We start from the raw sequence: 15,047 nt of genomic DNA on the forward strand, positions 1-15,047 counted from the left end.
CGCCAGAGCGGTACGCAGCTGCTCTTGAGCAGTGGATGGCCCTACGGAAACGACGACGATTTCAGTCACAACACCTTTTTCTTTCAGGCGTACGGCTTCTTCCACAGCGATTTCGCAGAAGGGGTTCATCGACATTTTGACGTTAGCCAGATCGACGCCGGAATTGTCCGCCTTGACGCGAACTTTCACGTTGTAATCGACAACGCGTTTGACAGCTACAAGAACCTTCATGGATTCCTCGTTACTCTCCGGTGAAAAGGAAGCCGCCCGGATAAACCTGGCGGTAGATGCTCAACGGCGCACAAGGGCACCTCTAAAAACGCAGGCCGTCATGACAGATAACGTTGCACGTACTCAATAATAAAGACCGTTCGTCAGGGGTGACTGACAAGTCATTCATCGTCGCAACGTGTAAACTGCGCACCAGCATTACGTGCGCGTCAACCTGCATGGAGCAGTGCCTTGTCTTTGGACGTGGCCTTGAAACCGGCAGTCCGCCTACGGGAAGCGCAAAACCGACCGTATATTGACCGGAACGCCTTTTCCGGTCAATACAGCAAAATGGTCAGATATAAGCCGCGCTGCTTTGATTTATCTAGCGCGCGGGCAATTCAAACAAACGTTTGTATTGGACGCTGAGAGTGGTGTAGATATAATGCGCCACCCAGAGAGAAAGGTGGGTCGTCCCCTGCCCTTCGTAAGAAATTTACGCAGATGACGACAGATAAAACACCGAACCTCCACCCATTAGAAAAAAAACTGTTGAGCCTTGAGTAGGAGATAGCCTGTGGAACGCGAATACATGGAATTCGACGTGGTCATCGTCGGCGCAGGGCCGTCAGGCCTGTCTGCCGCCTGCCGACTGAAGCAGAAGGCCGCCGAAGCCGGTAAGGAAATCAGCGTCTGCGTGGTCGAAAAAGGCTCCGAAGTCGGCGCACACATCCTGTCCGGTGCCGTGTTTGAACCACGCGCCCTGAATGAATTGTTCCCGGACTGGAAAGAACTCGGCGCCCCGCTCAACACTCCCGTGGTGCGCGACGACATCTATGTACTGCGCAGCAGCGACAGCTCCACCAAGGTTCCAGACTTCTTTGTGCCCAAGACCATGCACAACGAAGGCAACTACATCATCTCCCTGGGCAACCTGTGCCGCTGGCTGGCCCAGCAGGCCGAGAACCTGGGCGTGGAAATCTACCCAGGCTTCGCCGCCCAGGAAGTGCTGTTCGACGAGAACGGCGTAGTACGCGGAATCATCACTGGCGACCTCGGTGTCGACCGTGAAGGCCACCCAAAAGACGGCCTGTACACCCCAGGCATGGAACTGCGCGGCAAGTACACGCTGTTCGCCGAAGGCTGCCGTGGGCATCTGGGCAAGCAACTGATCCAGCGCTTCAACCTGGACAGCGACGCCGACGTGCAGCACTACGGCATCGGCCTCAAGGAAATCTGGGAAATCGACCCGGCCAAGCATCAGCCAGGCCTGGTGGTCCACACCGCCGGCTGGCCGCTGGACATCATGAGCAACGAGAACACCGGTGGTTCGTTCCTCTATCACTTGGAAAACAACCAGGTGGTGGTCGGCCTGATCGTCGACCTGTCCTACAGCAATACCTTCCTGTCGCCATTCGATGAGTTCCAGCGCCTCAAGCATCACCCGGTGCTGGCCCAATATCTGGAAGGCGGCAAGCGCATCAGCTACGGCGCGCGAGCCCTGGCCAAGGGCGGCATCAACTCGCTGCCGAAGATGGTATTCAAGGGCGGCGCCTTGATCGGTTGCGACCTGGGCACCATGAACGTGGCCAAGATCAAGGGCAGCCACACCGCGATGAAGTCCGGCATGCTCGCCGCAGACGCCGTGGCTGATCGCCTGTTCGCCGAGTCCGAAGGCGGCGATGAACTGACCGCCTACGTCGACAGCTTCAAAGCCAGCTGGCTCTACGAAGAACTGTTCGCCACCCGCAACTTCGGCCCGGCGATGCACAAGTTCGGCCCGATCATCGGTGCTGGCTTCAACTGGTTCGACCAGAACATCCTCGGCGGCAAAATGCCGTTCACCCTGCATGACACCAAGCCGGACTACGCCTGCCTCAAGCTGGCCAAGGACAGCCAGAAGATCGACTACCCCAAACCCGACGGCAAGTTGAGCTTCGACAAGCTGAGCTCGGTGTTCCTCTCCAGCACCAACCATGAAGAAGAACAGCCGTGCCACTTGAAACTCAAGGACCCGAGCATCCCGATCGGCACCAACCTGCCGCTCTACGATGAACCGGCGCAGCGCTACTGCCCGGCGGGCGTGTACGAAGTCATCACCCAGGAAGACGGCGAGAAGCGCTTCCAGATCAACGCCCAGAACTGCGTGCACTGCAAGACCTGTGACATCAAGGACCCTTCGCAGAACATCACCTGGGTGACGCCGGAAGGCGCGGGCGGGCCGACTTACCCGAATATGTAAGTCATCTGCTTGAACATGAGGCTCTCCACTGGAGAGCCTTTTTTATAGCCAACACAAATCTAGTGTGGGAGCGGGCTTGCTCGCTCCCACATTTGGATCCTGGTATCTCTGGGAGATTTACGCAGTACGCTCTTCGCCCGGGTTGCGCAGGAAGTAACGCTTATATTCGCGACTGAACTGCGACGTACTCTGATACCCCACGTTATGCGCCGCCTGCGCCACGCCCATGCCTTCGACCAGCAACAACTGCTGGGCCTTGAGCAATCGCAAGCGCTTGAGGTACTGCACCGGCGACAACAAGGTGCAGCGCTTGAAGTGCTCATGAAAGGTCGACGCACTCATATGCGCATACCCAGCCAGGGTCTCGATGTTCAGCGGCTCGGCGTAATGGGCATGCAGGTGGTTCAATGACGTGGCAATCCGCGAAAACTGCCCCTGCTGTTCCACCAGCGCGCGCAGTACATCGGCCTGGGGCCCACGCAGCGCGGTGAACAACAATTCCCGCACCCGCGCCGGTCCCATGATCCGACTTTCCAGTGGATCGTGCAGGCACTGCAACAGCCGCTCCACGGCGCCGCGCATCGCGTCATCGAGCACCACCGAACTCATCGACTCCAGGGTCTGCGCTGTCGGCGGTGGCCCGGCCTGCATGCCCATGGCCATCACCAACTCGCCCAACACCACCCGGTCAATACCCACAGTCACCCCATACAGCGGGGCATCGGCGGCCATGGCAAACGTCTCGCACTCAAAGGGCACCGGCATTGCCTGGATCAGGTAATGCCCGGCGCCATACTCCAGCGTCCGGGGCCCCAGGTAGGCGACCTTGCTGCCCTGGGCCACGAACATCAAGCTGGGTTCGTAGATCTGCGGCCCGCGCGCCACGTCGCAACTGGCGCGCAACACCTGCACGCCCGCCAGGTGAGTCGGGGAAAAACCGTCGCAGGGCGTGAGCTGCTCAATCAAGGCAACCAGCGTGGCGTTGGCATCAAGATGGCGGGTCAACAACATAAAAGCAGTTCTCGGGAAATTCACGACCGGATGCAGCGGGACAAGCTTCAAGCCACACGCTACAAGAGAGTGTGGAGTTTATAGCTTGGCGCTTGAAGCTTGCTGCTTTTGGCTGCTCCTTCGGAGCTTTAGGCATAAGACTCGGAGCATTTGCCATGTTCGCCCACCGGGTCCACGCGCAGAATTCGCCACCTCTCCCGTCCAAGCTTTTGCGAGGTTTTCACCATGTACACCGCCATCGGTTACGCCGCCCAGTCGGCCACCACTCCCCTCGCCCCCATGTCGTTCGAGCGCCGCAGCCCGCGGGCCGATGACGTGGCGATCGAGATTCTCTACTGCGGCGTCTGCCACTCCGACATCCACCAGGCACGCAACGAATGGGGCATCGCCGTCTACCCGCTGATGCCGGGCCATGAGATTGTCGGCAAGGTCACGGCCGTCGGCGCCAGCGTCAGCGCGCATAAAGTCGGCGACCTGGTCGGCGTGGGCTGCATGGTGGATTCGTGCCGCCACTGCGAAGCCTGCAAATCGGACCTGGAGCAATACTGCCTCGAAGGCCCGACCATGACCTATGCCACCCCGGATCGCGTGGACGGCAGCAACACCATGGGCGGCTACTCCGATAGCATCGTGGTCAGCGAGCACTTCGTGGTGAAGATTCCGGCCAAGCTCGACCTGGCCAGCGCCGCACCGATCCTCTGCGCAGGCATCACCACCTACTCGCCGTTCAAGCACTATGGAGTCAAGGCCGGCGACAAGGTCGGGATCCTTGGCATGGGCGGCCTGGGCCACATGGGGATCAAGTTTGCCAAGGCCATGGGCGCCGAAGTGACACTGTTCACCCGCTCGGCGAGCAAGGCAGAAGAAGGCCGTCGCCAGGGCGCCGATCATGTGATCGTGTCCACTGATGCCGAGCAGATGAAGGCCGCAGCCGGCAGTTTCGACTTCCTGCTGGACACCATTCCGGTGCAGCACGACCTCAACCCCTACCTCGATACCCTGCGCTTTGACGGCGTGCATATCCTGGTGGGTTTGATCGAGCCGGTCGACCCTCCGGTCAGCGCCGCCAAGCTGGTAGTGGGCCGTAAAGTGCTGGCCGGCTCAATGATCGGCGGTATTGCAGAAACCCAGGAAGTCCTGGATTTCTGCGCCGAGCACGGCATTACCTGCGATATCGAAATGCTTGATATCCGTCAGATCAACGAAGCCTATGCGCGCATGATTGCCGGCGACGTGAAGTACCGCTTCGTGATCGACATGACCACCTTGAAGGCTTGATCAGGCCTTCGCCCCCAACTCCGCTGAGAGCCGTGCTGCGACCTGTTTGACCACAGGGATCAGCTCGGCCATTTTTTCCAGCGGCATGTAGGGCAGCGTACTGGCGATGCTGATGCCGGCGACAATCCGCCGGCTGGCATCGCGCACGGGCGCGGCCACGCAGCGGATCGACGGTTCGTTGTCTTCCAGGTCGAACGCATAGCCGCCCGCGACATAGTCGCGCATGCGTTGCTCGAACTGCTCCCAGGATTGTTCCGGGTGCTGCGGCCAGTGCAGGTTTTTCCCGCCTACCGGCAAGCTGGCCTGATACAGGCGCTGCCATTCCTCTTGCGTGTCATCGAGCAACAAGGCCTTGCCGATCCCGGTGCGTGCCAGGGGCATGCGGTGGCCGACCCGCGAGCGCATTTCCGGGCCATTGCGCCCAGGGTTCTTGTGCAGGTACAGCACATCGTCGTATTCACGGATCGCCAGGTGGATGGTGTCGCCGGTCAGCGCCGACAGCTCATCCAGATAAGGCATCGCCAGCGTCACCAGCGGCAGTTCTTCCCGCGCCTGGAAGCCCAGCTCGATCAACTTCGGCCCCAACAGATAGCCGACTTGTGGCACCACCCGCAGGTAGCGCTCGTCCACCAGGCAACTGGCCAGGCGGTGCGTGGTGCTGCGGGTGGTGCCGATGCGCCGGGCAATCTCCTTGAGATCCCGCGCACCGCTAGCCACCGCCTGCACCACGCCCAGGCCGCGCAACAGGGTCTGGGTGCCCGTGGGGGCAGGATCTTTGACGGGCGTTGGGGCGTTTTCCTGCATGTCGGGAGCCTATGTGTCGTACGAAAGCGGCGGCCATTATGGCAAATGCCAGGCCTCAAAACAGGACCGATCTCAGCCCTGGGCAAACTCACGCAACGCATCGCCTTCCATGCGGTAGCGCACCCATTCTTCCTGGGGCTGGGCACCGATGGATTTGTAGAACGCAATGGCCGGCTCGTTCCAGTCCAGCACGCTCCATTCGAAGCGCCCACAGCCATTGTCGTAGGCAATCTTCGCCAGGTGGCGCAGCAATTTCTTGCCCGCCCCGCCGCCACGCTGTTCCGGGTTGATGTACAGGTCTTCCAGGTACAGGCAGTTGCTGCCAAGCCAAGTGGAATAGCTGAAGAAGAACACCGCAAAACCGATCGGCAAGCCATCACGCAGGCAGATCAGGCCATGGGCGGTAGCGCCTTCACTGAACAGGCTGCGCTCGATATCCACCACGCTGGCGATCACTTCGTGGCGGGCTTTTTCGTACTCGGCCAGCTCCGTGATGAAGGTCAGGATCTGCGCAGCATCGCTGGGCACGGCGGGACGAATCTCGATGGTCATGAACAGGCCTGCTGCTAAAAAAGAAAGGACACATACTAAGGCGCTTTGATGACCGCTTGCAGGGTTTTATGCACGCGGTTACTCCGCTGCCCAGCAATGCTGGCACCAGTAACCACAGAACAAACCACACGGTGGTGCGTGGTAAAAAGTCCGTCATAAATCCAACAGACTCCCAGGCTTGCCCATGCGCCCCACTGCTTCGGTTGACGGAAAACTCTTCGCCCTGCTCTGCCTTGCCAGCTACCTGTTATCACTGTCGTATGGCTCGACGTTTTTATTGTCGCTGCTGATCGACTCCAGAGGCGGCAACGAGCACGACGCCGGTAGCGTGATCGCCATGGCAATGCTCAGTACGTTTATCGCGGTAATGGCGTCCGGGCACCTGGCCGATGCCCTGGGTGCCGCGCGCTCGATTGCCTGCCTGGGGATGCTGTTGGTGACGGCCGGCCTGGGTTTTGCCCTGACGCCGGGCTTTGGCCAGGGCCTGATGCTGTTCGGCCTGGCACTCGGGCTGGGCTGGGGCGTGTTCTATACCCTGGGCCCGATCATTGTGGCGATGCTGGTGGAGCCCAGCCAAAGGGCCAAGTATTTTGCCTGGCTGTCGGGCAGCATGATGACCGGGATCGGTTCAGGGCCCTTGCTGGGGCGAGTGGCCAGCGCTTTGGGCCTGCCCCTTGAAACCGCGTTCTACATCGCAGCCCTCGCCAGCCTGGCGGGCGTGCTGATCTTCTGGCGCCTGGGCAGCCATTTCAAGCGGCAACCCAACCTGCTGGGCGCCGGCACCGTCTCTAAAATCTCCTGGGCCAGCACCCGGCAGGTACTCGGGTCCAAGGCGGTATTCGCAATCATCATGGTGGGCCTGGGCGGCTGCGTATTTGGTGGGCTGTCGAGTTTCCAGACCAGTTATGCGGCAAGCCGTGGGCTGGATTATTCGTGGTTCTTTCTTGGCTTCATGGGGGCAGCCATTACCAGTCGCTTGCTGATTGCCAGCGTGGTGGTCAGGCGCGATGCCTATTGGTCGGCCTGTGTATTGTCCGGATTGATGGTGGTGTCGATCCTGATGTTCAGCGTCGGCGTACATGACAGCTTCAGCTACTTGCTGGCGGCCATGACCTTGGGGGTGGGTTACGGCCTGACCTATTCGGTGATCAACGGCCTGGCCGCCAACGAAGCACCGAGCGCCAGCATGCCCCAGGCCTTGCTGTTGTTCAGCCTGTCGTACTTTATCGGCGTGTTCGGGTTTCCGCTGCTGGCAGGCAAGCTGATCGTCGAGCAAGGCATGCCGACCCTGCTGGCCAGTGTCCTGGGGATCGCCCTGCTCAATTGGTTGATCACGGTGGCGCGCCTGATCTGGCGCCGGGTTTCGCAAAACAAAATCCTACAGGTGACCTGACACCGTTCGTCGCGCCCCAGGCACCAACCACAAAGATGGGCTGACCAATAGAAGGTAAGGACCTTATTTCTATGGAGGCTCCACCATGAATACTCGCAAAATGACTGCCCTTGCCCTCACCGGTTTGCTGTCTGCGTTTTCGCTTGGCAGCTTTGCCGCATCCGACCACTCCACCGGCAAGACCGACCCGATTGGCAGCCCACCCAACCCGGCAACCGAAGAAACCAAGAACTCCATGGGCACCGGCCTGGACACCAATGGCGGTGCCATCATCCAGGACGGCGCCGACCCTCGCACCCAGGGTAATGACGGCAACCGTCAGGGCCTGGGCACCGATGTCGAGAACGGCAAGATCGGCCCAGGCAAGAATGCCACCCCAAGCGGCAACGATGACAACCTGCCCGGTGCGCCGAAGCAGCCTTGAGCCATCAACCGACAGACGCACACTCCAAACCAATGTAGGAGTCGGCTTGCCAGAGATGGCGGTGTGTCGTTCAACCCTATAGCCGGGATCAGCCCTCGGGTTCCAGGCCGATCGGGAAGAACACCCCGCCACTCCAAACCCCCAGCCAACGCTGGCCGTCGATCAGCCGCGTCACCGCCAGCTCCACCAACTGGTAGAACACGTTGCGATGGACCAGCGCCTCAAGGTTGTTGCGCACCAGCACGTAGGGCGAAGGCTCCTGGGTGTGTGCGTCGATCACCACCCGCAGCGGATGCGCCGGGCCGGCCTCGATCGGATCATCGACATTGGAAGTAAACCGCAGCAACTGGCTCTCACCCTGCCCTTCGACCTCCAGCATCACCGCCACAAAGGGCGCGTCATCCACCTTGATCCCGACCTTTTCCACCGGCGTGATCAAGAAGTAATCATCGCCATCGCGGCGGATGATATTGGAGAACAGCTTGACCATCGGTTTGCGCCCGATAGGCGTGCCCAGGTAATACCAAGTGCCATCACGGGCGATGCGCATGTCGATATCACCACAGAAATCCGGGTTCCACAGGTGAACCGGTGCCGGTCCCTTGCCCTTGGGCAACTGTGCCAACAAATCATTGGCCTTGGCCGAACCCGTCATGCTGTTCTCCTTTGAATTACTGGTCGCTCATGCCCAGCAAGGTGCGGGCGTACTGCCGCAACGGTGGGCCAAGCAGATCCTCGGGCTTATTGTCGTGGAACGTCAGTAAACCGCCACGACTGCGAATCCGTGCAGTATCGATCAAATACTGGGTGCTGGTCTCGATCAACATGATCTGGATAACCCCGCTGTCCACTCCCAGCCGATCAAGGGCCTCCTGATCCGCCCACTCATCGGCATTGCCAATGCGATCATCGGCCTTGGCGAACCGCGTGTACAACAGGTAATGCGCCCCGACTTCACGGGCCTCGGCCATGGCTTGCTCCAGGCCTTCCGGGGCACGGGCGCGGCGGACCATGGGGAAGTATTCGATAAAACCGTTGAAGGCTTCTTCGGCCACCACATTGGGACGCGGATAGGCACTGCCCGGCGGCGTGAATGCGCCCTGGGCGATAAACACAAAGGAATCGGGCTGTATGCGAACCGAGTTGGAACGACGGGTGTCGCTATGATCCAGCAAACCGGCATCGCTCATCTGATAGCGAGTGCCTTCGGCCATATCGCTGACTGTCATGCAGCCACCCAGCGCGAACGACGCCAGCAACAAAACCAGACTACGCATCCTATCCTCCAGAAGCCGGTGACGGAAAACCGGCGAATGGGCACGAGATGCAGATTTTGGGCCATAGAAGCAGCTGCACGCCTATAGCTTGGCGTCAGCCACCAATAATCTTCATCACCGTAGCGCCGCCCGAAAATGCCACTTCCTGTTTGTCGCCCAAGGCCTTGACCAGCAGGCGCTGCAACGCAGGCAAAGCCTGGTGCCGCGGTTTGTCCAACAGGTCGCCGACGTAATGGCGGTTGCTCGAAGACAAGCAGCCGTGCAGCCAGCCGGTGGAGGACAGGCGCAGGCGCGAACAGGTTCGGCAAAATGGCACGCTTTCATTGGCGATCACGCCGAAAAAGCCCTGGCCGGGAATTTCATAGCGCACGGCCGTGGCATCTACCGGGGCGTCGGCCTGCAAGTATTCGTGATGGTCGCCAATCAGGCTCAACAGTTGTTGCAGGCTGACGAATTGTTGCAGGAAGGCGTTGGAGTCACTGGCCAGGTGGCCCATGCGCATCAACTCGATAAAACGCAGCTCATAGCCGCGCGCCAGGCAATACTCCAGCAGCGGCATGACCTGATCGAGGTTCTGCCCGCGCAGCGGCACCATATTGACCTTGATCTTGATCCCCGCCGCACGCGCCTGGTCCATGCCATCGAGGACTGTAGCCAAGTCGCCACCACGGGCGATCCCACGAAAGGCATCGGCATCGAGGGTGTCGAGGGACACATTGATACGACGGATTCCGGCATCCACCAGCAAGGGCAACTTGCGCGCCAGTAACTGGCCATTGGTGGTCAGGCTGATATCGCTCAAGCCCATCTGCCCGACGGCCTGCATGAAGGTTTCGAGCTTGGGGCTGACCAGCGGCTCGCCGCCAGTAATGCGCAGGCGATCAATACCGGCCGCCTCGATCAGGTAGGCCACGCCACGGGCCATGGCCTCAGCCGAGAGTTCGTCCTGCGCAGCCACCAGCCGCTTGCCGTTGGGCACGCAGTAGGTACAGGCATAATTGCAGGCTGAGGTCAGGCTGATCCGCAAATTGCGAAAACGCCTGCCTTGACGATCAACGATCATGGATCACTCCGGCAGAGGATAATTCGGGCGCGCTAAAACCTGACTTATAAATCAGATTTTAGCAAGGTCCTTGCCTGAGTATATTCCTGGGTTACCACATACGGCAGTAAATCAGCACACCATTGTGCCGATGAATGCCTTATGTAGCAGGCGTCTCGGGGTTCGGCAGGTCGGTGCTGTGCTTGCGCTTGTTGCCCATGCGCACGCCGATGTCCATCAGGAACTGGAAGAAGCCTTCCTGATCTTCCAGCACGTTGCTCCAGAATGGCGAGTGGTACAACGCCACGGCGCCATGCACCAACGCCCAGGCGGCGCAGTAGTGGAAATAAGGCGGCACGTCTTCCAGCTTGCCTTCGCTGATCCGCCCCTTGATCAGCAGGGTCAGGCGTTCGAAGTTCGAGGCACGGATCTTGTGCAGCTCCTCGACCATTTCCGGCACCTGGTGGCCCTTGACCACTTTCTCTTCCAGGCGGTCGAACAAGCGGTAACGCTGCGGATCACGCATGCGAAACTCGAAGTACGCCCGGGACAGCGCTTCCTTGTCCTTGTCGACATCAGCCGAGTGCAGCAACTCGTTCAAGTCGCGCTCGTAGTCGAGCATCAGGCGCAGATAGATCTCGGCCTTGGACTTGAAGTGTTTATAGATGGTGCCTTTGCCGATACCCACGGCATCCGCAATCATCTCGACGGTGACGCTGTCTTCACCCTGTTCGAGGAACAATTTGAGCGCGGTGTCGAGAATTTCCTGCTCACGGCGGCGAAACTCACGGACCTTACGGGGTTCTTTGTGCATAGAAAGAGGTCTGCAGAGGTCAGTATTGGAAGGGTGGGATGCCCCGATGACGGAACGTTTTACCCGGTGCGAGGGATTATCCCGACTGGGCGGTCGTTGGGCAACGTCTATATGAACAACCCACACACTAAACTTACAGCACGCCAACGAATCAGACGATACGGGTCAGAAATAAAACACTGATTCACGCAATGTATTGCCGTCAATGAGAACTCAAGCGAAGCGCACGTATTCCAAATCTGTTTAAAAAACGATCAGATGCGGCTGGACTGCACGGGATACTGATCAATACTTCATCTGTCGGTGTGACATCTCCCCCAAGTGACACACCGATATGGGTACCAACGGACCGCGTACCTTTGTTTACTCCTAATGGTCTTAACCCGGATTCACCCCCCAGAACCCGGGTTTTTTTTGCCTGGGATTCAGCCAACGTGCGCCAGCGGGAACAGACGCTTGAAGTTTTCGGTGGTCTGCTCGGCAAAACGCTCCACCGACTCCCCTCGCAACATTGCCAGGTAATCCGCCACATCCCGCACATATTCCGGCAGGTTCGGCTTGCCACGATGAGGGATTGGCGCCAGGTAAGGCGAGTCGGTTTCCACCAGCAGGCGGTCAGCCGGCACCTGGCGCGCCACATCGCGCAGGGCCTCGGCGTTGCGGAAGGTGAGGATGCCCGACAGGGAAATATAGAAGCCCAGGTCGAGGGCCGCCTTGGCCATCTCCCAATCTTCGGTAAAGCAGTGCAACACACCCGCCTGGGGCAGCGCCGCTTCGCGCAGCAAGGCCAGGGTGTCGGCCCGGGCGCCACGGGTGTGTACGATCACTGGCTTGCCGGTCTGCTGCGCCGCCTGCAGGTGCAGGCGGAACGAGGCCTGCTGCAAGTCGGCGGCTTCTGGCTCGTAATGGTAATCCAGGCCGGTTTCACCGATGGCCACCACCCGTGGGTGATTGAGCTCGTCCAGCAGCCACTCAAGGGCCGGGGCTTCGCCGGGTTTGAGATCCAGGGGGTGGATGCCCACCGAGCAATCGACATCGGCATAGCGCTCGGCCAGGGCCTTGACGTCGGCGGCATTCTCGGCGCTGACGCCGATACACAGGAAGTGCCCGACGCCACGCTGGCGCGCAGCGTCGAGCGCTGCATCCAGGGAGCCGTTGTGAGCGGCGAGGTCGAGGCGATCAAGGTGGCAATGGGAATCTACGAGCATAGGAAGTTACAACTTGCGTCACAGGAAGTGTCTGGCCAACGAGACATCCGTCGGCCCCGAGAATATCAACGTCGGCCGAGCAACCCGACCCATTGCACCAGCAATGCCTCAAGCAACAGCACCCGGTTCAGGTTGGCCTTGCCCAAGACCTTCTGGCGCTGGGCAAGGATCCAGTCCTGAATGTTCAAAACCTTGTCCTGGGCACTCTTCTGCGCCAGGTATTGCACGACCTTGCGCATGTCCATCAAACCCAGGCCGTTCTCGTCCTGGGTCAGTTGATAGCGCAGGATCAGGCTGGACCAGTCGCAAAACCAGTCAAACAGCAGCAACAACGGCACGTCTTTCCAGCCTTCGGCCAGTTGCGTGGCCGACTGCTCCTGCTTGAGCAGTTTTTTCACCCCGTCGACCACCAGCGCACGCTGCTCGCGCACGCCCTGGGCCTGCAGGCTGACCGCCGCCAAGGGCGAGCCGGCGGCCAGGGTCAACAATTCGACTCGCTCTTGCTCACTGCACTCCGGCAAGGCCTGGCCCAGCCACTGCAAGCTCATGGCCTCGCTCGGCAGCGGGCAGGCCTGTTGCACGCAGCGGCTGCGAATGGTCGGCAGCAGACGGCTGGACTGGTGGCTGACCAGCAACAGCACGGTATCGCCGGACGGCTCTTCCAGGCTCTTGAGCAAGGCGTTGGCGGCGTTGATGTTCATCGATTCCACCGGTTCGATCAGCACCACCTTGCGGCCGCCCATCTGCGCGGTCTGCACCACAAAACTCACCAAGTCCCGCACCTGGTCGACCTTGATCGCCTTGTCGGCTTCTTCAGGTTCCAGCACGTAGTTGTCCGGATGGCTGCCGGCCTTGAGCAACAGGCACGACTTGCATTGCCCGCACGCCTCCAGCCCTGCCGGCCGCTGGCACAGCAGGCGCGCCATCAAGCGTTCGGCCAAGGCGCGCTTGCCGATGCCTGCCGGCCCATGGAGCAGGTAGGCATGGGCGTGCTGGGCACGCCCGGCCAATTGCTGCCACAGGCTGTCCTGCCACGGGTAGGCTTCAGCCACGGTAAAGCTCCAACAGTTTGGGTAGCAGCGCATCGATAGCCTGCTGCACCTGCTTGAGCGGCTGCGCGGCATCCAGCAGGCAGTAGCGCGAGGGTGCAGCTGCGGCACGCTGGAGATAAGCCGCACGCACTGCTTCAAAAAATGCCCGACCTTCCAACTCGAAGCGATCCAGGCGACCACGGGCGCTGGCCCGGGCCAGGCCGACATCAACCGGCAGGTCGAAGACCAGGGTCAGGTGCGGGCGCAGGTCGCCCTGGACGAAGGTCTCCAGGGTCGCGATGCGCTCCAGGGACAAGCCGCGCCCCGCGCCCTGATAGGCGTAGGTGGAATCGGTGAAGCGGTCGCAGATCACCACCGCGCCACGGGCCAGCGCCGGGCGAATCACTTGCGCCAAGTGCTGGGCACGGGCAGCAAACACCAGCAACAGTTCGGTGTCCGGGTCCATGACCTCATCGCCAGTGGCCAGCAGCACTTCGCGAATCTTCTCCGCCAGAGGCGTGCCGCCAGGCTCGCGGGTCAGCAACACCTCGATCCCTTCGGCCCGCAAGCGTTCGGCCAGGTATTCACGGTTGGTACTCTTACCGGCGCCTTCCGGGCCTTCCAGGGTAATAAACAAGCCAGTCACAGGCAGTCCTTAGTCAGAGTCATTGCGGGCTTTGCGCGGGCGCAGCGTCAGGCGCGACAGGCTCAACGGTCGCGGGTGCGGCCGGCGCAGGGCTGGAGCGATAGTCGGCGCGACGCTTGAGTTGGTACTCGCGCACCGCCGCATTATGGGCATCCAGGCTATCGGAGAAAATGTGGCTGCCATCGCCCCGGGCCACAAAATACAGGCTGCTGCCCGGCACCGGATTCAACGCGGCATGGATCGCCTCGCGGCCGACCATGGCAATCGGCGTCGGCGGCAGGCCGCTGATCATGTAGGTGTTATAGGGCGTGGCTTCTTTCAGGTGCGCGCGCGTCAACTTGCCGTTGTAGCGCTCGCCCATGCCGTAGATCACGGTGGGATCGGTTTGCAGCAGCATGCCGATCTTCAGGCGCCGCACAAACACCCCGGCAATCTGCCCACGCTCTTCAGGCACGCCGGTTTCCTTCTCGACCAGCGATGCCATGATCAGCGCCTGGTAGGGATCGGTATAGGGCGCATCCGGGGCGCGTCGGCTCCATTCCTGCTCAAGGACATCGTCCAGGCGGTTGTAGGCTTTCTTGAGGAACTCGACATCGCTCATACCGCGTACGAAACGGTAGGTATCAGGGAAGAACCGCCCTTCCGGGAACACGTCGGGATGACCGATCTTCTCCATCACCTCACGGTCACTCAAGCCCGACAGGGTCTGCTCGATCTTTTCGTGCTTGGCCAGCGCACTGCGCACCTGGCGGAAATTCCAGCCTTCCACCAGCGTCAGGCTGTACTGCACCACTTCACCGCGCTGCCACAGGCCGATCAGCCCCTGGGCCGTCAGGCCTGGCGTCATGCGGTATTCGCCACTGTGCAGCGGCTGGCCATCAAGGTTGAAGCGCCAGTACAGACGCAGCCAAAAGGCATCCTCAAGTACACCATCCGCTTGCAGACGGTTGAAGGTGCCCGTAGGCGTCGCGCCGGTCGCTACATCCAGCAATTGCTCCTGGGACAGATTCAGTGGCTGCTTCAAGGCCGAGTCCAGCTTCCAGGCCGAAAAGCCCAGCAGCAAACCCGCCAGGACCAGACCGATCTCCAGCAGCAATACAATTTTACGTCTCAAA

Annotated in this window: 15 protein-coding genes and 1 pseudogene; 4 read left to right on the forward strand and 12 right to left on the reverse strand. The window is 60.5% G+C overall.

All coding sequences use genetic code 11. The features are described 5' to 3' along the window. Positions 1-231, reverse strand: a pseudogene (locus tag H097_RS27880) (electron transfer flavoprotein subunit beta/FixA family protein); the annotation flags it as partial. Between the two features lie 556 nt (positions 232-787). Between H097_RS27880 and H097_RS18055 the strand changes: the two are divergent. After that, positions 788-2,452, forward strand: a complete 1,665-nt coding sequence (locus tag H097_RS18055; RefSeq protein ID WP_032861486.1) for an electron transfer flavoprotein-ubiquinone oxidoreductase — start codon at positions 788-790, stop codon at positions 2,450-2,452. A 117-nt stretch (positions 2,453-2,569) separates the two neighbouring features. Here the strand turns inward: H097_RS18055 and H097_RS18060 are convergent, their stop codons facing one another. Then, positions 2,570-3,463, reverse strand: coding sequence for an AraC family transcriptional regulator (locus H097_RS18060; RefSeq protein WP_032861487.1), 894 nt, complete (start codon positions 3,461-3,463; stop codon positions 2,570-2,572). Positions 3,464-3,688: 225 nt separating this feature from the next. Between H097_RS18060 and H097_RS18065 the strand changes: the two genes are divergently transcribed. Continuing rightward, positions 3,689-4,741 carry an NAD(P)-dependent alcohol dehydrogenase gene (locus H097_RS18065; RefSeq protein ID WP_032861488.1) on the forward strand — a complete coding sequence of 351 codons (1,053 nt, stop codon included), beginning with the start codon at positions 3,689-3,691 and terminating at the stop codon, positions 4,739-4,741. Here H097_RS18065 and H097_RS18070 read toward each other — a convergent pair whose 3' ends face one another. Both H097_RS18070 and H097_RS18075 read right to left on the reverse strand, forming a co-directional pair. Beyond that, positions 4,742-5,545, reverse strand: a complete 804-nt coding sequence (locus H097_RS18070; RefSeq protein ID WP_032861489.1) for an IclR family transcriptional regulator — start codon at positions 5,543-5,545, stop codon at positions 4,742-4,744. A 72-nt stretch (positions 5,546-5,617) separates the two neighbouring features. Next, complete coding sequence (locus H097_RS18075) at positions 5,618-6,097, reverse strand: GNAT family N-acetyltransferase (protein ID WP_029299666.1); 480 nt, start codon at positions 6,095-6,097, stop codon at positions 5,618-5,620. Between the two features lie 184 nt (positions 6,098-6,281). On the opposite strand from H097_RS18075, the gene H097_RS18080 reads away from it, so the two are divergent. Together H097_RS18080 and H097_RS18085 are read left to right on the forward strand one after the other, a co-directional pair. Next, complete coding sequence (locus H097_RS18080; RefSeq protein ID WP_032861490.1) at positions 6,282-7,490, forward strand: MFS transporter; 1,209 nt, start codon at positions 6,282-6,284, stop codon at positions 7,488-7,490. A gap of 85 nt (positions 7,491-7,575) precedes the next feature. Next, positions 7,576-7,914, forward strand: a complete 339-nt coding sequence (locus H097_RS18085) for a hypothetical protein (RefSeq protein ID WP_032861491.1) — start codon at positions 7,576-7,578, stop codon at positions 7,912-7,914. An 88-nt stretch (positions 7,915-8,002) separates the two neighbouring features. On the opposite strand, the gene H097_RS18090 is transcribed toward H097_RS18085, so the two are convergent. From H097_RS18090 to mltG, 8 genes are all read right to left on the reverse strand, one after another. After that, the gene (locus H097_RS18090) at positions 8,003-8,569 is read right to left on the reverse strand and encodes a DUF1285 domain-containing protein (RefSeq protein ID WP_032861493.1); all 567 of its coding nucleotides are present in this window, start codon (positions 8,567-8,569) and stop codon (positions 8,003-8,005) included. Between the two features lie 16 nt (positions 8,570-8,585). Beyond that, complete coding sequence (locus H097_RS18095; RefSeq protein WP_032861494.1) at positions 8,586-9,191, reverse strand: DUF4823 domain-containing protein; 606 nt, start codon at positions 9,189-9,191, stop codon at positions 8,586-8,588. A 94-nt stretch (positions 9,192-9,285) separates the two neighbouring features. Continuing rightward, the gene (locus tag H097_RS18100) at positions 9,286-10,254 is read right to left on the reverse strand and encodes a radical SAM protein (protein WP_032861495.1); all 969 of its coding nucleotides are present in this window, start codon (positions 10,252-10,254) and stop codon (positions 9,286-9,288) included. Positions 10,255-10,393: 139 nt separating this feature from the next. Beyond that, positions 10,394-11,047, reverse strand: a complete 654-nt coding sequence (locus H097_RS18105; RefSeq protein ID WP_029299679.1) for a TetR/AcrR family transcriptional regulator — start codon at positions 11,045-11,047, stop codon at positions 10,394-10,396. A 425-nt stretch (positions 11,048-11,472) separates the two neighbouring features. Beyond that, positions 11,473-12,255, reverse strand: coding sequence for a TatD family hydrolase (locus H097_RS18110; RefSeq protein ID WP_032861496.1), 783 nt, complete (start codon positions 12,253-12,255; stop codon positions 11,473-11,475). Positions 12,256-12,320: 65 nt separating this feature from the next. Beyond that, positions 12,321-13,307 (reverse strand): DNA polymerase III subunit delta', encoded by a 987-nt coding sequence (locus H097_RS18115; protein WP_032861497.1) that lies wholly within the window; start codon positions 13,305-13,307, stop codon positions 12,321-12,323. Continuing rightward, a complete protein-coding gene (tmk, locus tag H097_RS18120; protein ID WP_032861499.1) occupies positions 13,300-13,932 on the reverse strand; it encodes a dTMP kinase in 633 nt (210 codons plus the stop codon). Before tmk ends, H097_RS18115 begins: the two co-directional genes overlap by 8 nt. A 19-nt stretch (positions 13,933-13,951) precedes the next feature. Beyond that, on the reverse strand, positions 13,952-15,046 hold the full coding sequence (mltG, locus tag H097_RS18125) for an endolytic transglycosylase MltG (RefSeq protein ID WP_032861592.1): 1,095 nt from the start codon (positions 15,044-15,046) through the stop codon (positions 13,952-13,954). Position 15,047: the final 1 nt, after the last annotated feature.

It is taken from the genome of Pseudomonas sp. FH4, from assembly GCF_000510915.2.
Lineage (GTDB): Bacteria > Pseudomonadota > Gammaproteobacteria > Pseudomonadales > Pseudomonadaceae > Aquipseudomonas > Aquipseudomonas brenneri.